Raw genomic sequence first — 22,651 nt, 5'->3', positions numbered from 1 at the left:
TATCCTAGTAATATCGGGATAGACGTATACCCATGTTAGGAGTAAACATGGGAGGAGAAAGGAGCTTACGTGACTTGGAAGCGATAAAAGAAAAGAAGCTTACACAAACTTCTAAAAAGGCGCATCTAGAAACTAGAGGCAAAATTATTACATTCATCTGTATTTCGATTATGGTTATTGCTGCTGCGTCTATTTTGTTTTTTGTTATATCAAAAGGTTTAGCTACATTTACAGTCAATAAAGTGTCTTTTGTTGATTTTATAACTGGAACAGACTGGAATCCTTCGCAAAAAGATGCAAACGGAAATCCTCTAGTTGGCGCTTTGCCGATGATTATTGGTTCTTTTGCAGTAACGCTTTTTGCTGCTTGTATTGCAGGGCCGCTTGCAATCGGTGCAGCCATTTTTATGGTGGAAATCTCACCTAAGTTTGGGAAAAAGATTTTGCAACCAGTTATGGAACTTTTAGTTGGTATTCCATCTGTTGTTTATGGATTCATTGGACTAAGCGTTGTCGTTCCATTTATTCGTGACCATATTTCGGGAAGTGGATTTGGTATTGCAGCCGCAACAGTTGTTTTAACAGTTATGATTTTGCCAACTGTTACCTCACTCAGCGTAGATGCGATTAAATCTGTGCCACGTCATTACCGCGAAGCTTCTTTGGCGCTTGGAGCAACACGTTTCCAGACAATTTGGAAAGTAGTACTTCGTAGTTCACGTTCAGGGATTTTGACAGCGATTGTATTCGGGATGGCTCGTGCATTCGGTGAAGCTCTTGCTGTACAAATGGTTATCGGGAACTCTGCTGTTATTCCAACATCATTATTTGAGCCAGCTTCCACATTAACTAGTATTTTAACAATGGGTATGGGGAATACGGTTATGGGCACGCTTGATAATAATATCCTTTGGTCACTTGCAATGGTGTTACTCGCAATGTCACTATTTTTCATCATTGTGATCCGCTTCATCGGACGTAGGAGGAAAGTCAAATGAATGTAAAAACAAAAGATAAAATCGCGACAGGCGTTTTCTATGCCATTGCTGTATTAATTGTCATTATTTTAGCTGGGTTATTAGGCTATATTTTAGTAAAAGGTGTTCCGCAATTAAGCTGGAAGTTTTTGACGACCCCACCACAGTCGTTCCAAGCTGGTGGCGGAATCGGTCCTGAAATCTGGAATTCTTTTTATATGCTCGTTATTACCATGATCATTTCTGTCCCTATCTCGCTCGGAGCGGGAATTTATATGGCAGAATATGCGCGTAAAAATTGGATTACAGATTTAATTCGTACAACGATTGAAGTGCTTTCCTCGCTTCCGTCTATTGTTGTAGGCCTATTCGGTTTCCTTGTTTTTGTTATTCAAATGGGGTGGAGCTTCTCGGTTATTTCCGGGGCGCTTACACTAACGATTTTCAATTTACCACTATTAATTCGTGTTGTTGAAGAGGCGCTTAATGCCATTCCAAACACGCAGCGTGAGGCAGGGCTAGCTCTCGGTTTATCCAGATGGGAAACAATTACACGAGTGCTTGTCCCCGCAGCATTACCAGCAATTATTACCGGAGTTATTTTAGCAGCTGGACGAGTATTTGGTGAAGCAGCGGCATTAATTTTCACAGCAGGACAAAGTACACCTATTCTTGATTTCACTGACTGGAACCCGGTCAATCCAGCTTCACCACTAAATATTTTCCGCCCAGCAGAAACGTTAGCTGTGCATATTTGGAAAATTAATGGGGAGGGAATTATGCCAGATGCGCAAGCCGTTTCTGACGGAGCGTCTGCTGTATTAATTCTTTCCGTATTACTTTTCAACGTCCTAGCTCGTTTGCTTGGAAAATTTGTTTATAAACGCATGACCTCGTCGTAAAAAGCCAGGAAAAGGAGATTTTAAATGATGTTAACAAAGAAACCTGAAATTAGTACAATTTTACAAACAACACCAGATCCTCATTCACTTCCTGCTGCGATGGCGACAGAGGATTTGCACGTATACTATGGGGACAATCACGCAATTAAAGGTGTGGATTTAACCTTCCCGGAAAATAAAGTGACAGCTTTGATTGGACCATCGGGTTGCGGGAAATCCACTTATTTAAGAGCGTTAAATCGAATGAACGATGAGATTGACGGTTGCCGCATGGAAGGTCAAATTTTATACGATGGTATTAATATTAACCGCAAAGAAGTTGATTTGTACAATGTTCGTAAAGAAATAGGCATGGTATTCCAAAAACCAAATCCATTTACAAAATCCATCTATGAAAATGTTGCTTTTGGGCTTAAACGTCATGGCATGAAGAATAAAAAAGAAATTATGGAGCGTGTGGAGAAAAGTTTGCGCCGAGCAGCTCTTTGGGACGAAGTGAAAGACGATTTAGGGAAAAGCGCGCTATCCCTTTCCGGTGGGCAGCAACAACGACTTTGTATCGCTAGAGCTGTTGCAATGCAACCAAAAGTTTTATTGCTCGACGAACCAGCATCTGCACTAGATCCAATTTCTACAAGTAAAATTGAAGATTTAATTAATGAGTTGAAAAATAAATATACTATTATTATCGTGACGCATAATATGCAACAAGCGGCGCGCGTTTCTGACTATACTTCTTTCTTCTATCTAGGAGAAGTCGTGGAATTCTCAGGAACATCCGAACTTTTCACGAATCCGCAACAAAAACAAACCGAAGACTATATTTCAGGTAACTTTGGCTAGAAGGGAGCTTTCTTATGACAACCGAAACTGCTGAAAAAGTAGAGTATATCATTGAAACAAAAGATGTAGATTTATTTTATGGTTCTAAACAAGCACTGCAAAAAATCGCTTTAAATATTAAAAAGAATCAAGTTACTGCTTTAATTGGGCCATCGGGTTGTGGGAAATCTACTTTTCTCAGAACACTTAATCGGATGAATGATCTGATACCTAATGTGAAAACCACTGGTGAAATTCATATTGGCGGGGAAGATGTCCAAGATCCTAAAATCGATATGGTAAATTTACGAAAAAAAGTAGGTATGGTCTTTCAACAAGCCAATCCGTTTCCGTTTTCGATTTATGATAATGTTGCTTATGGACCGCGGATGCATGGTGTAAAAGATAAAAAAGTGTTAGATGAGATTGTTGAAAGAAGTTTGCGTCAGGCGGCTCTTTGGGAAGAAGTGCATGATAGGTTAGATCGTTCGGCGATTGGGATGTCAGGCGGACAACAACAACGACTTTGTATCGCAAGAGTTTTAGCTGTTAAACCGGATGTTATCTTGATGGATGAGCCGACTTCGGCATTAGATCCAATTTCGACAGCAAAAGTAGAAGATTTGATTTTAGAATTGAAAAAAGACTATACGATTGTTATTGTGACGCATAATATGCAACAAGCGTCCCGGATTTCTGATGAAACTGCCTTTTTCCTTAACGGGCGCATTGTGGAGTTCGCGGATACGACAAGTATTTTTACCAACCCAGCAGAAAAAGAAACCGAAGATTATATTTCAGGAAGATTTGGATAAAGGAGTGTTATTATGGTAGTCAGAAAAATTTTTACGGAACAATTAAACGACTTGCACCAACATCTAATGGAAATGGGAATGCTTGCAAATGAAGCGATTTTTAAAGCGGTGAAGTCACTTGTACACCGAGATACTGAGCTTGCTAAACAAGTAGTTGCAGAAGATAAAGCAATCAATAATATGGAACTTTCACTGGAACAACGCTCTTTTGAGTTAATTGCTCTGCAACAGCCAGTCGGTATGGATTTACGGAAAATCGTTACTGTACTAAAAACAAGCTCTGATTTAGAACGAATTGGTGACCACGCAGTAAGTATTGCCAAAACAGCTATTTTAATTGGCGAAAGTAAAGTTTTAAAGCCGATTCCCGAAATACCAGAAATGGGTGAAATTGTAAAAGCAATGCTGCAAGACGTATTAAAAGCTTACCTTGCAGAAGATGAAGTTGCTGCTCGCGAAATTGCTGCTCGGGATAATGAAGTCGATAAGCTTCATAAAATTGTTTATCAAAAATGTATTCATTTTATGCAAGAAGAGCCAGAGCATATAGAAGATGTTTCCCAACTACTCTTAGTTTCCCAGTATATCGAACGTATTGGTGACTATGTAACAAATGTGTGCGAATGGATTGTTTACTTGAAGAGTGGCGAAATTGAAGATTTAAATAGATAACAAAAGCCCGATTTTCCTTTCCACTGGTTAATCGGGCTTTTTGGTGTGTTAGGTGGTTTAAATAACTTCTCAATAGTTAAAACCCTTTTATTCCCCAGCCCTCCTTTTTTAATGATAAAAAAATTGTATCATTGAAACAGAGAAAATCGTGTTTTTGCTCCTATTTAATCATTTTTTTGTAGAGGTGTGGTTAAACTTGCGGAATCATTCCTATTTAAGTATCATATGAGTATATGAACATATATGGAAAATGGAGTGATATTCAATGGAAAACGCAAAACAATCTTTAGATGAAGAAACGCTATTTAGTGTAACGCAGATTTTTAAGGCGCTTTCTGATCCAACGCGTGTGCAGATTTTAAGTTTGCTTCAGGACCGTGAGTACTCTGTGAATGAAATCGCGCGAACACTTGCGTTTAACCAAACAACAGTTTCGCACCAGTTGCGTTTTTTGAAAAACTTAAGGCTTGTGAAATCAAGACGTGAAGGTACAACAATTTATTATAAGCAAGATGATAATCATGTATTAGAATTACTTACACAAGCAATCCGACATGTGCATCATCATTAAGTGGGACACTCAGAAAACCTTTCTAGGAATGATGGGTGTTTTTTATCCCAATTAAACAGAGATTATGGTAAAGTAAGAAACAAATAAAAGCTTGGGGGAAGTATTTTGAAGAAATTATCACCAATGCAAAAATTCATGGTTATTACAGGAATTATTGTGATGATTATTATTTCGATTTTAGCAGTAGTCTGGAATAACAATCTTACGGTAGTTATCGGTTTATCTATTTTGCAATTTTTTATTATTCAATTCGTTTGTTATGTCGGAATTTATGCACATATGAAAGTAGGGACGGCTCGCGGGACAAAGCTGTTTAGCTGGGGAATATTAACAACACTTTTATTTTCAGCAATTATTTTCATTTTTGCTACTGATAATTTTAGAACTTACTCAGCCGCAATGATTGCGTTAATTGGTTACGCTGCGGCGCTAATGATGCGTGAAATCGAAAATACCAATCCTGCCAATAAAAAACAAAAACGCGAAGAATAAAATGAAGAATGGAGGGATAATATGGGAATTCATCAATATTTCCAAAGTTTATCAGATTTAGAAAACATTTATCGTTGCCCTGGAAAATTTAAATATCAAGAGCACTCTGTTGCAGAACATTCATATAAAGTTACTTCCATTGCTCAATTTTTCGGCGCTGTAGAGGAAGAAGCTGGGAACGAAGTGAATTGGCGTGCCCTATACGAAAAAGCACTGAACCACGATTATTCAGAGCTTTTCATCGGTGATATAAAAACACCTGTGAAATACGCAACGACCGAACTCCGCGAAATGCTTTCAGAAGTAGAAGAAAGCATGACAAGAAACTTTATCGAACGGGAAATTCCAGAAACATACCAGCCGATTTATCGTCATTTGCTAAAAGAAGGTAAAGACAGTACGTTGGAGGGGAAAATCCTCGCAATTTCTGATAAAGTAGATTTGTTATATGAATCCTTTGGTGAAATTCAAAAAGGAAATCCAGAAAATATTTTTGTGGAAATCTATAGTGAGGCACTTGCAACGATTTATCAGTACCGAGAAATGGCGAGCGTGAAGTATTTTCTAAAAGAAATTTTACCAGATATGCTTGCTGAAAAAGGTATTGAAAAAACAGAATTGCCACAGCTTACAACAGAAATAACGACCAAAGCATTACGAGACGCATAAAAAAGGGGGAGGAAAGTAAGATGGATCAAATTATATCTGCGCTTATTTTCCCTTGCCTCCTTGTTATTCTTTTTGCGAGAATCACTTATAACCGTTATGTTGCTTTGCTTTTGATGGTGATTTTGATCGCCGCTTCTGCCAAGTTAGGTTATACAAATTCTATGTGGCTTATTATTATTGATGCTTTTTCGATGACCATTGGTTTTGTGCTTGCAACGTATATGCTGCGGCGTTTAAAGAAGAGCGGCAGTGATTTTTAACAAAGCAAATATATAGGTAGAAAAGCGTAAAAGTGATAAAATGAAGAAAAGCGTAATCAACAGGTTGCGTTTTTTATTTTTCAACAAATGCGAAAATATGTTCGGTTTTTGCTAGGCTAATTAAAGTATTTATGATAAAATAGAAACATTAACGGATCTGAAAAAATCCGCTTTTTGTTTTGCTGGACTTTTCACAAACAAAGCTTTTCAGATACCAGAATCGGACCGATAAAGAATAGGGGGAATCCGAGTTGAAGGATAAATTTGAGTTAGTTTCTAAGTATAGCCCACAAGGAGACCAACCTAGAGCGATAGAACAATTAGTTGCGGGATTAAAAAAAGGCTTGAAACACCAAACTTTACTTGGTGCAACCGGTACAGGGAAAACTTTTACCGTATCCAATGTGATTCAAGAAGTAAATAAGCCGACACTTGTCATGGCTCACAATAAGACGCTAGCAGGTCAACTTTATAGCGAGTTTAAAGAATTTTTCCCAAATAACGCGGTAGAATATTTTGTCAGCTACTATGATTATTATCAACCAGAGGCGTACGTACCACAAAGCGACACGTATATCGAAAAAGATGCCAGTATTAATGATGAAATCGATAAGCTTCGTCACTCTGCTACGGCTGCGCTTTTTGAACGTCGTGATGTAATTATCATTGCGAGTGTATCTTGTATTTATGGCTTAGGTTCGCCGATTGAATATGGAGAGATGCTCGTTTCGCTTCGTGTTGGTATGGAAATTAGCCGTGATCAGCTGCTGCGCAAATTAGTAGATATTCAATATGATCGAAATGATATAGACTTTCAACGTGGACGCTTCCGTGTTCGTGGTGATGTTGTCGAAATTTTCCCGGCATCAAGAGACGAGCACTGCATGAGGATTGAATTTTTCGGCGATGAAATTGAACGAATTAGAGAGGTAGATGCACTTACTGGCGAAATTATCGGAGAAAGAGAACATGTTTCCATTTTCCCGGCATCTCACTTTGTTACCAGACCTGATATTATGAAAAAAGCAATTGTTAATATAAAAGCAGAACTAGAAGATCGCCTCCAAGTTTTACGTGCAGATAATAAATTACTCGAAGCACAACGTCTTGAACAACGGACGAATTATGATTTAGAAATGATGGAAGAAATGGGCTATTGCTCTGGTATTGAGAACTATTCTAGACATTTATCCCTTCGTCCACCGGGAGTTACTCCATACACGTTACTGGATTATTTCCCAGATGATTTCCAAATAGTAATTGATGAGTCCCATGTTACCATGCCACAAATTCGTGGTATGTTTAACGGAGACCAAGCCAGAAAACAGATGCTAGTCGATCACGGTTTTAGATTGCCTAGTGCTTTAGATAACCGGCCGCTTCGTTTAGAAGAATTTGAGAAGCATATCAATCAAATTATGTTCATTTCCGCCACACCAGGTCCTTATGAACTAGAAAAAAATCCAGAAGTCATTGAACAAATCATTCGACCAACAGGCTTGCTAGATCCAATCGTAGAAATTCGCCCGATTCAAGGGCAAATTGATGACTTAATGGATGAGATTAATGATCGCGTCGAGAAAAACGAACGTGTTTTAATCACCACTTTAACGAAAAAAATGTCAGAGGATTTGACCAACTATCTCAAAGAAGCAGGTGTCAAAGTACAATATCTTCACTCGGAAGTTAAGACGCTAGAGCGAATCGAAATCATTCGTGACCTTCGACTTGGTGTGTATGATGTTATCGTTGGAATTAACTTGCTTCGTGAAGGAATCGATTTACCTGAAGTTTCTCTTGTTGCCATTTTAGATGCAGACAAAGAAGGATTTCTTCGTTCCGAGCGTTCCTTAATTCAAACAATGGGTCGAGCTGCTCGTAATGAAAACGGTCGAGTAATCATGTATGCTGATAAAATGACCGATTCGATGCGCAATTCTATTGGCGAAACAGAACGCCGTCGTAAAATTCAAATTGAATATAATGAAAAACATGGCATTACACCAAAAACAATCAAAAAAGAAATTCGTGGTATCATCGCAGCGACTTCTGCCGCAGATGAAAGAGAAGCAGTGAAGCAACATGATTTAAGCAAAATGTCTAAGAAAGAACGCGATGTGTTCATTGAAGGTATGGAACATGAAATGAAAGAAGCGGCCAAAGCACTTGATTTCGAACGTGCTGCTGAACTTCGCGATGCTTTACTGGAAATAAAAGCGGAAGGATGAAGCGAAATTGGATAAAGAGAAAATAGTAATTCAGGGTGCAAGAGCCCATAACTTAAAAAACATTGATGTAGAGATTCCTAGAGACAAATTAGTAGTTATGACTGGACTTTCAGGTTCAGGTAAATCTTCGCTTGCTTTTGATACGATTTATGCAGAGGGACAAAGGCGTTATGTAGAGTCTTTGTCCGCGTATGCGCGCCAATTTTTGGGACAAATGGATAAGCCAGATGTGGACTTAATTGAAGGATTAAGCCCCGCCATTTCGATTGATCAAAAAACAACAAGTCGTAATCCACGTTCAACTGTTGGTACCGTCACAGAAATACATGATTATTTGCGACTACTTTATGCTCGTGTAGGGCATCCAGTTTGTCCAAATCACGGTATTGAAATCACTTCCCAAACAATCGAACAAATGGTGGATCGCGTCCTAGAATACCCAGAAAAAACACGTATTCAAATAATGGCTCCAATCGTTTCTGGTAAAAAAGGAACCCATAAGAAAACTATTGAGGAAATAAAAAAAGAAGGCTATGTTCGGATTCGTGTTGATGGAGAAATTTATGATATCAATGACGAAATTGAAATCGAGAAAAATAAAAAACATTCAATCGAAATTATCATTGACCGTATTGTGATTAAAGAGGGTATCAATACTCGTTTGTACGATTCCATTGAAGCGGCACTTCGCTTAGCAGATGGTTATGCAGTCGTTGATATCATGGGCGATAAAGAACTATTATTTAGCGAACACTATGCGTGCCCTTATTGTGGTTTTTCCGTTGGTGAATTAGAACCAAGAATGTTCTCTTTCAACAGCCCATTTGGCGCTTGCCCCACTTGTGATGGGCTTGGAACTAAACTTGAAGTTGATGTCGATACGGTTATTCCAGATAGAAGTCTGTCTCTAAATGAAGGTGCTATCATTCCTTGGCGCCCAATTAGCTCGCAATACTATCCACAAATGCTAGCTTCTGCTTGTAAAGAGTTCGGAATAGATATGGATACACCTTTGGAGAAACTAACTAAAGAAGAATTAGATATTATTTTAAATGGATCAAAAGATAAAGAATTCTACTTTGAATACAAAAATGATTTCGGCATGACACGCGAAACTTGGATTCCATTTGAAGGTATACTTCCGAATATCGAACGTCGCTATCGTGAAACAAATTCCGATTTCACTCGCGATCAAATGGCACAATATATGACAGATTTACCTTGCCCATCTTGCAAAGGCTATCGTCTAAAAGAAGAAACACTTTCCGTTAAAGTAAATGACCATCATATTGGGCAAATCAGTGAGTTTTCTATTAATGAAGCATTAGACTTCTTTGATAGCTTAGAGCTTTCTGAAAAAGAAACACAAATTGCTGCTCCAATTTTCAAAGAAGTACGTGCTCGACTTGGCTTCTTGAAAAATGTTGGGCTCGATTATCTAACAATGAGCCGCGCAGCAGGAACGCTTTCTGGTGGTGAGGCACAGCGAATTCGACTTGCTACACAAATCGGTTCTAGGCTCACAGGGGTACTTTATATCCTGGATGAACCTTCCATTGGACTTCATCAGCGAGATAATGATCGTTTAATTAGCACACTCCAAAGTATGCGTGACATTGGAAACACACTAATTGTCGTTGAGCATGATGAAGATACAATGATGGCCGCAGATTATCTTATTGATATTGGCCCAGGCGCGGGAGAACACGGCGGGCGAATTGTAGCAGCCGGAACACCAGAAGAAGTTGCCAAAAATAAAAATTCAATCACTGGCGACTATCTTTCAGGCAAAAAATTCATCCCGGTTCCAGCCAAAAGAAGAAAAGGTAACGGACTGGAATTAGAAATTATTGGTGCTAAAGCAAACAATCTCAAAAACGTAAATGCAAAAATTCCATTAGCTACTTTTTCCTGCGTAACCGGAGTGTCAGGTTCAGGAAAGAGCTCGTTAGTGAATGAAGTATTACGTAAAGCATTAGCGAGAAAGCTAAATAGAAACCATGCAAAACCAGGTGAACATAAAGAAATAAAAGGTATCGAAAATCTAGAAAAAATCATCAATATTGATCAATCACCAATTGGAAGAACACCAAGATCTAATCCAGCTACTTATACAGGGGCTTTCGATGATATTCGGGACCTTTTTGCAAGTACTAACGAAGCCAAAGTTCGGGGCTATAAAAAAGGTCGCTTTAGTTTTAACGTAAAAGGCGGACGTTGTGAGGCATGTAAAGGCGACGGAATCATTAAAATTGAAATGCATTTCTTACCAGATGTGTATGTGCCTTGTGAAGTTTGTCATGGAAAACGATACAATGGCGAAACGTTAGATATTCGTTACAAAGGCAAAAATATTGCTGAAGTATTAGAGATGACTGTAGAAGAAGGCCTAGAATATTTCACTAATCAACCGAGAATTGCACGTAAACTGCAAACGATTGTGGATGTTGGACTTGGTTATATTCGACTTGGACAACCTGCCACGACTCTTTCTGGCGGTGAAGCACAGCGCGTTAAGCTAGCTTCGGAACTTCACAAGCGTAGTAACGGAAAATCTTTCTATATTCTTGATGAACCGACCACTGGTCTCCACGCAGATGATATTGGTCGTTTACTCAAAGTATTACAAAGACTTGTAGAAGAAAATGGTGATACAGTATTAGTTATCGAGCATAACCTTGACGTAATTAAACAAGCGGATTACTTGATTGATTTAGGACCAGAAGGCGGCGATGGTGGCGGTCAAATTATTGCAACCGGCACACCTGAAAAAATTGCTCGCTCGAAAAAATCATATACAGGTAAATACTTGAAACCAATTTTAGAACGCGATAAAGAACGCACAGAAGAACGAATCGCAACAGCCAAGAAAAAATAATCAAAACCCCGCTTATGCAAAATATAAGCGGGGTTTTTAATAGTTCCTAAGACCAAACCACCCAAAGTCCAAACAAATAATCATCCTCTGGTTGTATGACAGAAATTATTTTTTCCTTCATAATAGAGTCATAGATAAAACAGATATGTTACTTGCATGTGAAAGCAAGCCTAAAATAGTATAGCCTAAATTATAGGAGGAAATGAAAATGGAAAATGAACGCAAACGTATTCTTGAATTAGTCAAACAAGGTATTATCTCCACTGAAGAAGCTCTTACATTACTTGAGAATATTTCTAAAAAAGAAGGTAAAACAGCAGCAAAAGAAAATATTCGTCGTTCTGCAGCTCCAAGCGAAGAAGAACAAGTCGAAAAAGAAATAGAAGAAGAATTATCGTATGATTACAGTAAAGGCTGGAACAATCAAGGCAATCCTTACACACCTCCAAAAAGTCGTAAAAGACGTCCTGAGCCAACTCCAGAAAATCGTGAAAGATACGAGGAAGAAGATGGCGAAAGTTCTTCTAAAGACCGTGAAGAGTCCATGCGCAATATGGTTAATGATTTATCCCAAGCGGGTGAAAAAATCGGTTCTTTCCTCAACAGTGCTTTTAAACAAGTGAAGGATATGCCATTCCCATTCTTAACTTCAACAAAAATCGAACGTGACTTCATTTATCATGATACAACACTGTCTATTTTAGAATTTGAAATTGCTAATGGTAACATTGAATTTAAACCATCCGATTCGAACGACATTAAAGTTCACGCGATGATTAAACTATTTAAAGAATATCCAGAAGATGAAGCACTTAAAATCTTCTTTGACAAAACGACCTTGCGTGTAGATGAAGAAACTTTACGTTTTGAGTCTAAATCGAAACAAATCGTTACAAACTTAACTGTATACTTGCCTCGTCGTGAGTATGATTATGTTTCCATTAAAATGCTTAATGGTAACTTCCATATGGATGAATTATCTGGTCGTGATTTATTTGTAAAAACAACCAATGGTAATATCAGTATTGGCACTTTAAACGCTACTTTGGCAGAAATTGAGTCCATTAATGGTAACGTTCGTATCCAAAATGGTGAAATTCGTGATGTTGCACTGAAAACATTCAACGGTAACGTGGCAGTAAAAGGTAATTATTACTCTACCAATTTACAAACTAAAAATGGTAATGTAAATTATCAACTAACTGGAAATGAAGCTACTTTCTTAAAAGCAAAAACCGGTGCAGGTAATATCGATGTGGTTGTACCCGCAGCAATTGGTGTAGATGGCCGTTTCCACACAAACTTAGGTAAATTACTTTTAGATTTAAAAGATGCCGAAATTCTTGAATCTAAAACAGAGTCCGTAAGTAAATCAATTATTTTCACTAAACTACCAGATGCAGCTGATTCTTCCTTGAAAATTGAAGCGGAAGCAACTACTGGCTCCGTAAAAATTCGCGATGTAAAATAATTAAACGAAATCTAGCGCCGGAATGCGCGCTAGATTTTACATAGATATAAGAAAGGAAGAGCTAACATGGATAAAAAATTAAGAAGATCAAGAGTGGACCGGAAAGTCGGCGGTGTGTTTGGTGGGCTAGCTGAGTTTCTAGGAATAGATGCCACACTTCTGCGACTAATTTATATTATCATCACCATTATTACGATGAAAACCGGTATTGCGATTATCGCTTATATAGTAGCCTTGTTTGTGATTCCTTCTTCTGATACAAGTAATGAAGAAGTACTTGAACGGCATCGTCGTCGCGTGGAGGAAAAAAGAAATCGTCACCTAGGACGTAATCAAGCTAGACAGAAAGTGCGAGAAGCGATGAGAAATAGCCATCATCACAGAAGACCAAAATCAGGAAATGCCGAACCAATTCATCACGGCCCAAGGAAGAAAGAAGCACGTCCTCGACCAGTACGAGAATTCAATTTTGATAGTGCGACTTTCCGTTCCTTTACTATTAGAGTTGCGACAGGTGATGTTATTATCCGTTCTTGGGACAAAGAACAAATGAAAATCCGCGCAGTATTAGCAGTACATGAAAAAGCGCGCTCCATTCGTCAACTAAGTGAAGAAAAATTATGGGATTACTTCTTTAGTCAAACAATGCTTGATATTTCTCCAGATAGCTTCACTTTTGAATCCAAAAATGAACTTTTAAAAACCGATTTAGTTGTTACTATTCCAAAACGTTTATATGAGCAAGTAAAAATTCAGCTCTTGAACGGCAATTTGAAATATGATGATACTGCTGCTGAAGATGCTATTATTAAAACGCGTCATGGTGATATTCGTTCATCTGGAGCTAGCGGTAAATTCTTGAGCACAGAATCAGCGGATGGAGAAATTTTCTTCAAACGCAGCACAGTAGAAAATGTGGATATGTCTACTGCTAAAGGAGATATTGCACTTCAAGGTAGCTTCCATACAACGATTGCCAAAGCAGCGCAAGGTGACGTTGAGTATATACTTGAAAACGATACTTCTTCGGCTGCAGATTTAGAAGCACTAAATGGCGATATTCGAATTCAAATTCCACCAACATGGAATGTCGATGGAACATTGGCTACTAAAAAAGAAAAAATCTATTTTGACTTAAAAAATGCAAAAATTTGGGACGATGCGGATAGAACTTTTGTTTTCACTCAAAATGCAGAAGAAATAAGCATGGCGACACTTCAAGCAAAAGTAGGAAATGGAATTATCAAGGTTTCGGAACTCGAAACAAAAAACGTTTAACAAATGAAAGGAAGGGAATACAATGAAAAAGTTATATAAATCTTCTTCACAAAAAATGCTTGCTGGTGTTTGTGGTGGGATTGCAGAATACTTTGGAATTGAAGTAACGATCGTTCGTCTAGTCTGGGTAGCGGCTACTTTATTCTTGGGATCTGGGATTTTACTTTATATCTTAGCTGCAATCATTATTCCGAAGGCGACACCTGAATCAGAATGGGAGTGAACTAAAACATGCGTTGGATTATAGGCGTAATTATTAACTCGGTGCTTTTTGTAGCTTTATCAGGATTCTTTACAAGTTTTCATGTAGATGGATTCACGACAGCGCTACTAGCGAGTTTTGTATTAGCAATTCTTAATATGCTAATTAGACCTATTTTACTCCTTTTAACATTACCAATTAATATTTTCACACTTGGACTTTTCACCTTTGTTGTCAATGCAATTATGCTTGAAATGACTACCTTCTTTATTGGAGATTCTTTCCAAATTGATGGTTTTGGAACAGCGTTAATTCTCGCAGCAATTATGGCATTCGCAAATATGATTATTAATTCCGTTTTATGGGGTAACAAAGAAAATTAAACATTCCAGCTACATTTTTAGGCTAAAAACAGTCTTTTAAATGTAGCTGGTTTTGCTATGTAGAGCCATTTGGGAAGAAAGAGGTAGCTTGATTCCTTCTAAAGTGCTAAAATGAGAAGGAGCTTTCTAAATAATATTTTGTAGCGAACAGTAATGGACTTTTATAATTCATTTGGAGGTACTTGCATGACAAAATCGGTTACGGTAAAGGATTTAAAGGAACGACTTAATTTAGAGCTAATTTGTTCGGAAACGGGACTTGAACGGCCAATTTCAACAAGTGACTTATCTCGGCCGGGGCTGGAACTTACAGGGTTTTTCTCTTATTATCCAGAAGATCGTGTGCAACTTTTTGGCATGACTGAAATATCGTTTTCTGAAGGAATGGAACCAGAAGAACGTCTCAAAAGATATAAACAAATGTGTACGAAGCGGACGCCTGCTTTTGTGATTTCTAGAAATTTAGAAGTGCCGAAAGAATTAGTTGCTGCAGCGAAAGAAGCCGATATTCCGGTATTACGTTCGCGACTTAAAACGACGCGTTTATCTGTTTATATTACGAATTACTTAGAAAGCAGACTTGCGCCAGTTATTTCGATGCATGGTGTGCTAGTAGATATTTATGGTCTAGGTGTGTTGATTACAGGGAGCAGTGGTGTGGGTAAAAGTGAAACAGCACTAGAGCTTGTAAAACGAGGACATAGACTTGTAGCAGATGATAACGTAGAAATCCGTCAAGAGGATGAAATGACGTTAATTGGTTCTTCTCCAGCAATTATTGAACATTTACTTGAGATTCGTGGGCTCGGGATTATTAATGTAATGACTTTATTTGGAGCAGGCGCTGTTCGTTCTAGTAAAAAGATTACTATCGTTGTGCACCTTGAAAATTGGGATCCTGACAAGCATTATGACCGTGTCGGGTTAGACCAAGAAAAGACAAAAATCTTTGATATGGACATTCCGAAAATTACGGTTCCTGTTCGACCAGGGCGAAATTTATCTGTTATCATTGAGGTAGCGGCTATGAATTTCCGTTTGAAGAACATGGGATACAATGCAGCAGAGCAATTTACACAAGACTTGAATAATTTAATAGGTCATAATAGTAGCATGAATGATTAAATAGAGAAAGCATCTCCGTAGCCAAACAGACATTACAAAAATCGTGTTTGGTTGCGGAGTTGTCTTTTTGAAAGTAGGGGAATTATGGGTAATGGTGTTCAGCCACTTGATCCAGTGGCGATTCAAATTGGTAATATATCTGTCAAATGGTACGGAGTTATTATTGCTTCGGCTGTTGTTATTGCGTTACTTCTTGCTTTAAGTGAAGCTAACAAGCGCAAAATGGATAAAGAGATTATTGTGGATTTGTTGATTTGGGCAATTCCGATTTCGATTATTAGTGCTCGAATTTACTATGTTATTTTTGAGTGGGATTTCTATAAGAATAATTTAGGCGAAATAGTGAAGATTTGGCACGGAGGTATTGCTATATATGGTGCGCTAATTGGTGCGGTTTTAACGGCCATTATTTTTTCACGGATTAAAAAGATTTCATTTTGGCAACTTGCGGATGTTGTTGCGCCAAGTTTGATTATTGCACAAGCGATTGGACGTTGGGGAAACTTTATGAACCAGGAAGCGCATGGTGCTGAAACAACTCGAGCTTTTCTAGAGGGACTTCATCTGCCAGACTTTATTATCAACCAGATGTACATAGATGGTGCTTATTATCAACCGACTTTCTTATATGAGAGTTTATGGAATGTGCTTGGATTTATTATTCTATTAATTATTCGTCGCACAAAAATTCGTCGTGGGGAGTTATTCCTCGGTTATGTTATTTGGTATTCGTTTGGAAGATTCTTTATTGAAGGAATGCGGACAGACAGCTTAATGTGGGGTGACTTTAGAGTTTCGCAAGTACTATCTTTACTTCTTATTGTTCTGTCCATTGGCATCATTATTTATCGTCGTGTGAAAATGAACCCGCCGTATTATATGGAAGATAAATTTGGTAAAGTAGTTAAAAAGAAATAAAAGTTAGAGATTTTCGAGTTTGATTAAGAAAGGAAGAAATTATGACTGGGAAAATTACTACATTGTTGTTTGACTTAGATGGGACACTTATAAACACAAATGAATTGATTATTAAGACGTTCCAAGTGACGTTACAAAAATTCTTGCCGGACCGAGTTTTTACTAGAGAAGATATTTTACCATTTATCGGGCCTTCTTTAATGGAAACGTTTCGGGAAATAAATCCAGCGCATGCTGATGAAATGCGCGCTTTTTACCGAGAATATAATTTGAAGCATCATGATGATCTAATTTTAGAATATGATGGAGTTTATGAAGCAATTAGGGCTTTATATGAAGAAGATTATAAACTAGGTATTGTATCGACGAAAATGTATGATACGATTATGCGTGGACTTAAAGTGACAGGCTTAGATAAATTTTTCCAAGTGGTCATTGGGTTAGATCAAGTTTCTAATGCTAAACCAGATCCAGAAGGTATTGAGATGGCTCTTTCGCTGTTAAATGCGACGAAAGAAGAAGCGATTATGATTGGTGATAATTATCATGATATTGAGGCTGGGAAAAATGCGGAAACGTTAACTGCGGGTGTGGCCTGGGCGATTAAAGGTCCAGAACATTTGGCGCAGTTCCAACCAGATTTTATGTTAGAAAAAATGAGCGATTTACTCGCAATTGTTAGGGACGAGGAATAAATTTTGCGGCGGCTGGATAGGTTTAAGGCACCCGATGATACAGTCAACACCCTTTTTCAAGTGTATAAAACAATTTCTTTTTGGAAGGTTTTGAAGAATACCTTAGTAATTGAATTTGGTCGTTTTTTTCCGTGGATGGGCGGTAAGCGTGCAATTTATCGCGCATGTCTTGGAATGGAAATTGGCGAGAAGACTGCCATTGCCTATAAGGTTATGCCGGATTTATTTTTTCCGGAAAAGATTATGATTGGCGAAAACTCGATTATTGGTTATCATACAACTATCTTGACGCATGAATATTTACTTTCGGAGTATCGCGTTGGGGAAGTGGTGATTGGCCGGGATGTGATGGTTGGCGCGAATGTCACTATTCTTCCAGGTACTGTAATTGGAGACGGTGCGGTGATTGCCGCTGGTGCGCTTGTATCAGTGGATGTCCCTGCTGGTAGTTTTGCTTATGGAAATCCGTTAATAATAAAAGAAAAAGCTGCTTTGACGTAAAAGTTGTAGTAGCTTTTTTGTCGCCCAAAGTCATAAATTCTATGTTATACTCATTAGGATAAAGGTAATGTTGGAGGTGGAAAAATGGAAAAAGACAAAAAAACACCCGCAAAAATCTATCCATTTTATCCAAATGGTCAGTTTTATTTTGAACGCGGTGTGGAAGCGTTTCGTGATCAAAGAATTAAAGAAGCAATCAGGTATTTAGTACGGGCATCTGAACTTGAGCCGGGAGAAGCGGTTATTCTTTGTCAGCTGGCAATATGTTATACAGAAATTGGGCAATTTCATAAATCGAATCAGCTACTTAGAGATGTTTTGGAACAACGCAATGGGAACATGGAATACTGCTATTATTTTATTGCGAATAATTTTGCGTATATGAAAGATTATCGGAGAGCACTACAATATGCTAACCGTTATTTGGATAGCGCAACGGATGATGAATATACCGAGGAAGCGAAAGATTTAATTGAAGTATTATTAGAAGAAACGCCTTTTGGTGAAACTATTGAAAATGGTTTTTCTAAATTAGAGCAAGAATTCTATTCGTATAAAAAAGAAATTAACCGCTATTTGGCGGAAGAAGATAGTGCATCGGCTTGTGATATTTTAAGAAAAGTCATTGACGAAAAACCGAATTTTTGGCCTGCTTATAATCAACTTGCTTCTCTTTATTTTGAACAGTTGAAAGAAGAAGAGGGCGTCAGAGTTTTAAGTGATTTATTAGCGCGAAATCCGGGGAATCTTTTAGGTATTTGTGATTTATTTATTTATCATTTTTACAAAGGGAATCGCAAGGAGGCGGATGAGCTCTATCTTGAACTTCGGGATGTGTTGCCAGTTTTAGCGCATCACAAAGAGAAGCTTGGTCTTATTCATGCGATGATGGGGAATTATGAGGAAGCGGACGATTTGCTTGAACAAGTGGCTGATTTGGAAGTAACGGAGCGTAGCAAGTATTATTATTTTCGTGCGAAATCTTCCTACTATTTAGGTGTTGTTGAAGGGGCGAAAATGTTTTGGCATTCCTTTTTAGAGTGTGATTTGTATGAAGATGTTCGATTTCCATGGGAGCAAGAGGTAGATTTAACGAATGACACGCGACTTGTGCTTGATATGCTTCAAGAGAATGATGATTTAATTCATATGCTAGGTGTTTATGCGTTAACTATTTCTGGGAATCGTCCAGAGTTAGTGTTATTCCATCCATTACTCGATATGAGCGATTGGTCTTACATGGAGCATTTATTGTTTACTAATTTTGATTATTTTCCAGATGGCGCAATCGAACAAAATGGTTATTTGATTGCCAAAGCGATGATTATTTTAAGAGAGCATGGTATTTTGTTAAATGAAGAAAATATGGCGTTGTATAAGAAGCTGTTTTCTTTAGTTTTAAACGATGCGGGGAAAGATTTAATACTTGGTCGTTATACGATAGAGACAGTGGCGAGCGCGATTGCAAAGTTATTTTTACCGCAATTGAAACTTCAATTAGTAGAAGAATTTGAATGTGGCAAATGTGCACGAGATATTGAGCGCGTCCTGAGCAGATAAATAGACCTTTTTGCTATTCCGTATTAGGATTAATTTAGGCTAACTATTGTATACACATAAACGAGGAGGGCAAAAAGAATGGCTAGTGAAGAAAAAATTTATGATGTGATTATTATTGGAGCGGGACCAGCTGGAATGACAGCTGCTTTATATACTTCCCGTGCAGATTTAGATACGTTAATGATTGAACGCGGTGTACCCGGCGGACAAATGGTTAATACAGCAGAGGTAGAAAATTACCCTGGATTTGATAGTATTTTAGGGCCAGATTTATCCGACAAGATGCTTAGTGGTGCAAAACAATTTGGCGCTGAGTATGCTTATGGCGATATTAAAGAAGTTGTTGACGGAAAAGAATTTAAAACAGTAACGGCTGGATCGAAAACCTATAAAGCTCGGGCGATTATTATTGCGACTGGCGCTGAACACCGCAAACTTGGTGCAGCTGGTGAAGAAGAGCTTAGCGGACGCGGCGTTTCTTATTGTGCTGTTTGTGATGGCGCGTTCTTCAAAAATCGTGAATTAATCGTGGTTGGCGGCGGAGATTCTGCAGTTGAAGAAGGAACTTATTTGACTCGTTATGCAGATAAAGTAACGATTGTACACCGTCGTGATAAATTGCGTGCACAACAAATTTTACAAGATCGTGCTTTTAAAGATGAAAAAGTGGATTTCATTTGGAATAGTACAGTAGAAGAAATTGTTGGCGATGGCAAAAAAGTAACTGGAGCCAAAATTGTTTCTACAGTGGATGGCTCCGAATCTATTATGCCAGTGGATGGTGTTTTCATTTATGTTGGACTTGTGCCACTTACGAAAGCATTCTTAAACCTAGGTATTACAGACGATGAAGGTTATATTGTTACAGACGAGGAAATGCGGACAAATCTTCCTGGTATTTTTGCAGCCGGGGATGTTCGTGCGAAAAGCTTACGTCAGATTGTAACAGCGACAGGCGACGGCGGACTTGCTGGGCAAAATGCTCAAAAATATGTAGAAGAATTAAAAGAGTCATTAGAAGCTGAAGCAGCTAAATAATTGTAAAAAATGCAAATGGGTCTAGGATTATTTATCTTAGACCCATTTTTGCGTGACTATATGGACTTGAGTAGTGTAAAATAGAGGACAAAGACTATCGTTAGGAGAGATAAATAATGAGTATTGTTGTACTTGGTGGAGCTGGCTATATTGGTTCACATGCAGTAGATGAGTTAATTACTCGCGGATATGAAGTAGTAGTCATTGATAATTTAAGAACAGGGCATAAAGAATCTATTCATAAAAAGGCGAAATTTTATGAAGGAGATATTCGTGATAAGGCATTTTTAAGTTCGGTTTTTGAAAAAGAAACGGTAGATGGTGTGATTCATTTTGCTGCTAGTTCACTTGTAGGAGAATCAATGGAAGTGCCGCTAGATTATTTAAATAATAATGTTTATGGTACGCAAATTGTTTTAGAAGTGATGGAGCAATTTGGCGTGAAGCATATTGTCTTTTCTTCTAGTGCTGCTACATACGGGGAACCAGAACGTGTGCCGATTACGGAAGAGATGCCAACAAATCCGGAAAGTACTTACGGCGAAACGAAGCTAATCATGGAAAAAATGATGAAATGGTGCGACAAAGCGTATGATATGAAATATGTTGCACTCCGGTATTTTAATGTTGCTGGTGCCAAAGCGGATGGCTCGATTGGGGAAGATCACAAACCAGAATCGCACTTAGTTCCAATTATTTTACAAGTTGCGCTTGGTCAACGAGAAAAATTAGCGATTTACGGTGATGACTACAATACGCCTGATGGCACTTGTATTCGTGATTATGTACAAGTAGAAGATTTAATTGACGCGCATATTAAAGCGCTAGAATATTTGAAAAATGGCGGGGAAAGTAATATTTTCAACCTTGGTAGTAGTAATGGTTTTTCAGTAAAAGAAATGCTTGAAGCAGCTCGTAGTGTAACAGGTAAAGAAATTCCAGCTGAAGTTGTACCACGCCGCGCAGGAGATCCAGGAACATTAATTGCTTCTAGTGATAAAGCGCGTGAAATTCTAGGTTGGGAGCCTACTTATACAGACGTAAAAGATATTATTGCAACCGCTTGGAAATGGCACGTAGCTCACCCAAATGGCTATTAATAACTATGAAGGAAAGTGGTTTTCATCGAAGTAATCAAGAAACAATTTGGTGAATTTGAAGGGGAAACGGTCTGGCAATGGACGATGGTAAATGACCACGGTATGCGCATGAGTGTATTAAATTACGGAGCGATTGTTACTTCCCTAGAAACGAAAGATAAATTTGGCAATTTGGCGAATATTAGTCTTGGTTTTACGAGTCTAGATGATTATTTAGCACATTCGCCGTACTTTGGTGCGACGCTTGGTCCCGTTGCTGGTCGTATTAGTAATGGGCGATTTAAGCTAGACGGGAAACAGTTCCAACTGACTCAAAATGAAGGGAATAACCACCGGCATGGAGGCAAACTTAATTTTAGTAAGAAGATTTGGAATGTAACTGTGGAAAAAGAGCTTGATCAAATGGTGATGACTTTTGACTATTGCTGGGCTGACGGGGAAAATGGCTATCCGGGGAATATCAATGCTAGGATGACTTATACATTAAATAATAAAAATGAATGGCTAATTGATTATGAAGCAAAATGCGACCAACCGACTATTTATAACCCGAGCAATCATATTTATTTTAATTTGAGCGGAGAGACTGGTGCGACAGTTTTACAGCATCAGCTCTGGATTAATAGTGATAGATTCCTGCCTATAGATGAAGAGTCTCTTCCAATTGGGGAAAAACGTTCAGTGGAAAATACTATTTTTGATTTGCGTGCAGGTCGTGAAGTAGCAGAGATTACGCAAAGTCAGGATCAGCAAATAAAATTAGTTGGTGCGGGGCTAGATCATGCATTCATTTTAAAACATGAAAATGGTCGTCCAGATGCAGTTTTGTTTGATCCAAAGTCAGGACGGCGCTTAGAAATGGAAACAGAAGCGGATTCCGTATTAGTATATACAGCAAATAGTTTGACTAGTACTTTCGAGATAGACGGGTGCCCTGTACCAAAATATGCTGGTATAACGATGGAGACGCAAGGGTTAGTGGATGCGATTAATCAGGATGGATTTGGAGATATTATATTGCGGCCAGAAAAACCTTTCACATCTAGGACAGCTTTTCGTTTCACTGCGGAAAGCTGATAAATTTTAAATAAAGT

At 38.3% G+C, this 22,651-nt stretch carries 23 protein-coding genes; all 23 read left to right on the top strand.

The window, feature by feature from the left end; translation table 11 throughout:
- The first annotated feature begins 74 nt into the window (after positions 1 to 74).
- The 23 genes from pstC (at position 75) to HRK21_RS04055 (ending at position 22,634) form a co-directional block, all read left to right on the top strand.
- Entirely contained in the window at positions 75 to 998 is a 924-nt protein-coding gene (gene pstC, locus HRK21_RS04165; protein ID WP_003741167.1) for a phosphate ABC transporter permease subunit PstC, read from the top strand.
- Positions 995 to 1,879: a phosphate ABC transporter permease PstA gene (gene pstA / locus HRK21_RS04160; RefSeq protein ID WP_003722630.1), complete on the top strand. Its 885-nt coding sequence runs from the start codon at positions 995 to 997 to the stop codon at positions 1,877 to 1,879. Before pstC ends, pstA begins: the two co-directional genes overlap by 4 nt.
- A gap of 27 nt (positions 1,880 to 1,906) precedes the next feature.
- Positions 1,907 to 2,722 (top strand): phosphate ABC transporter ATP-binding protein PstB, encoded by an 816-nt coding sequence (gene pstB / locus HRK21_RS04155; RefSeq protein ID WP_003739752.1) that lies wholly within the window; start codon positions 1,907 to 1,909, stop codon positions 2,720 to 2,722.
- Positions 2,723 to 2,736: 14 nt separating this feature from the next.
- A complete protein-coding gene (gene pstB, locus HRK21_RS04150; protein ID WP_069888384.1) occupies positions 2,737 to 3,516 on the top strand; it encodes a phosphate ABC transporter ATP-binding protein PstB in 780 nt (259 codons plus the stop codon).
- 12 nt (positions 3,517 to 3,528) lie between these two features.
- The gene (phoU, locus tag HRK21_RS04145; RefSeq protein ID WP_003729220.1) at positions 3,529 to 4,188 is read left to right on the top strand and encodes a phosphate signaling complex protein PhoU; all 660 of its coding nucleotides are present in this window, start codon (positions 3,529 to 3,531) and stop codon (positions 4,186 to 4,188) included.
- A gap of 265 nt (positions 4,189 to 4,453) precedes the next feature.
- Positions 4,454 to 4,759: an ArsR/SmtB family transcription factor gene (locus HRK21_RS04140; RefSeq protein WP_003739750.1), complete on the top strand. Its 306-nt coding sequence runs from the start codon at positions 4,454 to 4,456 to the stop codon at positions 4,757 to 4,759.
- Positions 4,760 to 4,864: 105 nt separating this feature from the next.
- Positions 4,865 to 5,251, top strand: a complete 387-nt coding sequence (locus tag HRK21_RS04135; protein WP_003739749.1) for a hypothetical protein — start codon at positions 4,865 to 4,867, stop codon at positions 5,249 to 5,251.
- 21 nt (positions 5,252 to 5,272) lie between these two features.
- On the top strand, positions 5,273 to 5,920 hold the full coding sequence (locus HRK21_RS04130) for an HD domain-containing protein (RefSeq protein WP_070006528.1): 648 nt from the start codon (positions 5,273 to 5,275) through the stop codon (positions 5,918 to 5,920).
- A 20-nt stretch (positions 5,921 to 5,940) separates the two neighbouring features.
- A complete protein-coding gene (locus HRK21_RS04125; protein WP_003727905.1) occupies positions 5,941 to 6,180 on the top strand; it encodes a CsbA family protein in 240 nt (79 codons plus the stop codon).
- A 251-nt stretch (positions 6,181 to 6,431) separates the two neighbouring features.
- The gene (gene uvrB / locus HRK21_RS04120; protein ID WP_003739747.1) at positions 6,432 to 8,408 is read left to right on the top strand and encodes an excinuclease ABC subunit UvrB; all 1,977 of its coding nucleotides are present in this window, start codon (positions 6,432 to 6,434) and stop codon (positions 8,406 to 8,408) included.
- A gap of 7 nt (positions 8,409 to 8,415) precedes the next feature.
- Complete coding sequence (gene uvrA / locus HRK21_RS04115) at positions 8,416 to 11,286, top strand: excinuclease ABC subunit UvrA (RefSeq protein WP_069888386.1); 2,871 nt, start codon at positions 8,416 to 8,418, stop codon at positions 11,284 to 11,286.
- Positions 11,287 to 11,494: 208 nt separating this feature from the next.
- Positions 11,495 to 12,757: a DUF4097 family beta strand repeat-containing protein gene (locus tag HRK21_RS04110; protein ID WP_003739745.1), complete on the top strand. Its 1,263-nt coding sequence runs from the start codon at positions 11,495 to 11,497 to the stop codon at positions 12,755 to 12,757.
- Between the two features lie 66 nt (positions 12,758 to 12,823).
- Positions 12,824 to 14,035, top strand: a complete 1,212-nt coding sequence (locus HRK21_RS04105) for a DUF4097 family beta strand repeat-containing protein (protein ID WP_070006527.1) — start codon at positions 12,824 to 12,826, stop codon at positions 14,033 to 14,035.
- 22 nt (positions 14,036 to 14,057) lie between these two features.
- Entirely contained in the window at positions 14,058 to 14,258 is a 201-nt protein-coding gene (locus HRK21_RS04100) for a PspC domain-containing protein (RefSeq protein WP_003739743.1), read from the top strand.
- An 8-nt stretch (positions 14,259 to 14,266) separates the two neighbouring features.
- The gene (locus tag HRK21_RS04095; protein WP_069888387.1) at positions 14,267 to 14,620 is read left to right on the top strand and encodes a phage holin family protein; all 354 of its coding nucleotides are present in this window, start codon (positions 14,267 to 14,269) and stop codon (positions 14,618 to 14,620) included.
- 186 nt (positions 14,621 to 14,806) lie between these two features.
- Entirely contained in the window at positions 14,807 to 15,745 is a 939-nt protein-coding gene (hprK, locus tag HRK21_RS04090; RefSeq protein ID WP_003722615.1) for an HPr(Ser) kinase/phosphatase, read from the top strand.
- 84 nt (positions 15,746 to 15,829) lie between these two features.
- Complete coding sequence (gene lgt / locus HRK21_RS04085; RefSeq protein WP_003739741.1) at positions 15,830 to 16,663, top strand: prolipoprotein diacylglyceryl transferase; 834 nt, start codon at positions 15,830 to 15,832, stop codon at positions 16,661 to 16,663.
- Positions 16,664 to 16,704: 41 nt separating this feature from the next.
- Positions 16,705 to 17,358 carry a pyrophosphatase PpaX gene (gene ppaX, locus HRK21_RS04080; RefSeq protein ID WP_003739740.1) on the top strand — a complete coding sequence of 218 codons (654 nt, stop codon included), beginning with the start codon at positions 16,705 to 16,707 and terminating at the stop codon, positions 17,356 to 17,358.
- Positions 17,359 to 17,361: 3 nt separating this feature from the next.
- A complete protein-coding gene (locus HRK21_RS04075) occupies positions 17,362 to 17,859 on the top strand; it encodes an acyltransferase (protein ID WP_069888388.1) in 498 nt (165 codons plus the stop codon).
- Between the two features lie 84 nt (positions 17,860 to 17,943).
- Positions 17,944 to 19,419, top strand: a complete 1,476-nt coding sequence (locus HRK21_RS04070) for a tetratricopeptide repeat protein (RefSeq protein ID WP_070006526.1) — start codon at positions 17,944 to 17,946, stop codon at positions 19,417 to 19,419.
- 78 nt (positions 19,420 to 19,497) lie between these two features.
- Positions 19,498 to 20,457, top strand: a complete 960-nt coding sequence (trxB, locus tag HRK21_RS04065; RefSeq protein ID WP_003739737.1) for a thioredoxin-disulfide reductase — start codon at positions 19,498 to 19,500, stop codon at positions 20,455 to 20,457.
- Positions 20,458 to 20,573: 116 nt separating this feature from the next.
- Positions 20,574 to 21,557 (top strand): UDP-glucose 4-epimerase GalE, encoded by a 984-nt coding sequence (gene galE, locus HRK21_RS04060; protein ID WP_070006525.1) that lies wholly within the window; start codon positions 20,574 to 20,576, stop codon positions 21,555 to 21,557.
- Between the two features lie 15 nt (positions 21,558 to 21,572).
- The gene (locus tag HRK21_RS04055; RefSeq protein ID WP_077952750.1) at positions 21,573 to 22,634 is read left to right on the top strand and encodes an aldose epimerase family protein; all 1,062 of its coding nucleotides are present in this window, start codon (positions 21,573 to 21,575) and stop codon (positions 22,632 to 22,634) included.
- Positions 22,635 to 22,651 lie beyond the last annotated feature (17 nt).

This window comes from Listeria monocytogenes (assembly GCF_013282665.1).
In the GTDB taxonomy this organism is placed as follows: domain Bacteria; phylum Bacillota; class Bacilli; order Lactobacillales; family Listeriaceae; genus Listeria; species Listeria monocytogenes_C.
The sequence above is the reverse complement of the archived record's forward strand: the minus strand, read 5'-3'. Positions and strand labels throughout refer to the sequence as shown.

Excerpts from the sequence above, each read along its gene's own strand:
- pstA (WP_003722630.1), top strand. The coding sequence starts at position 995 with ATGAATGTAAAAACAAAAGATAAAATCGCGACAGGCGTTTTCTATGCC.
- pstB (WP_003739752.1), top strand. The coding sequence starts at position 1,907 with ATGTTAACAAAGAAACCTGAAATTAGTACAATTTTACAAACAACACCA.
- pstB (WP_069888384.1), top strand. The coding sequence starts at position 2,737 with ATGACAACCGAAACTGCTGAAAAAGTAGAGTATATCATTGAAACAAAA.
- phoU (WP_003729220.1), top strand. The coding sequence starts at position 3,529 with ATGGTAGTCAGAAAAATTTTTACGGAACAATTAAACGACTTGCACCAA.
- HRK21_RS04140 (WP_003739750.1), top strand. The coding sequence starts at position 4,454 with ATGGAAAACGCAAAACAATCTTTAGATGAAGAAACGCTATTTAGTGTA.
- HRK21_RS04130 (WP_070006528.1), top strand. The coding sequence starts at position 5,273 with ATGGGAATTCATCAATATTTCCAAAGTTTATCAGATTTAGAAAACATT.
- HRK21_RS04125 (WP_003727905.1), top strand. The coding sequence starts at position 5,941 with ATGGATCAAATTATATCTGCGCTTATTTTCCCTTGCCTCCTTGTTATT.
- HRK21_RS04110 (WP_003739745.1), top strand. The coding sequence starts at position 11,495 with ATGGAAAATGAACGCAAACGTATTCTTGAATTAGTCAAACAAGGTATT.
- HRK21_RS04105 (WP_070006527.1), top strand. The coding sequence starts at position 12,824 with ATGGATAAAAAATTAAGAAGATCAAGAGTGGACCGGAAAGTCGGCGGT.
- HRK21_RS04100 (WP_003739743.1), top strand. The coding sequence starts at position 14,058 with ATGAAAAAGTTATATAAATCTTCTTCACAAAAAATGCTTGCTGGTGTT.
- HRK21_RS04095 (WP_069888387.1), top strand. The coding sequence starts at position 14,267 with ATGCGTTGGATTATAGGCGTAATTATTAACTCGGTGCTTTTTGTAGCT.
- hprK (WP_003722615.1), top strand. The coding sequence starts at position 14,807 with ATGACAAAATCGGTTACGGTAAAGGATTTAAAGGAACGACTTAATTTA.
- lgt (WP_003739741.1), top strand. The coding sequence starts at position 15,830 with ATGGGTAATGGTGTTCAGCCACTTGATCCAGTGGCGATTCAAATTGGT.
- ppaX (WP_003739740.1), top strand. The coding sequence starts at position 16,705 with ATGACTGGGAAAATTACTACATTGTTGTTTGACTTAGATGGGACACTT.
- HRK21_RS04070 (WP_070006526.1), top strand. The coding sequence starts at position 17,944 with ATGGAAAAAGACAAAAAAACACCCGCAAAAATCTATCCATTTTATCCA.
- trxB (WP_003739737.1), top strand. The coding sequence starts at position 19,498 with ATGGCTAGTGAAGAAAAAATTTATGATGTGATTATTATTGGAGCGGGA.
- galE (WP_070006525.1), top strand. The coding sequence starts at position 20,574 with ATGAGTATTGTTGTACTTGGTGGAGCTGGCTATATTGGTTCACATGCA.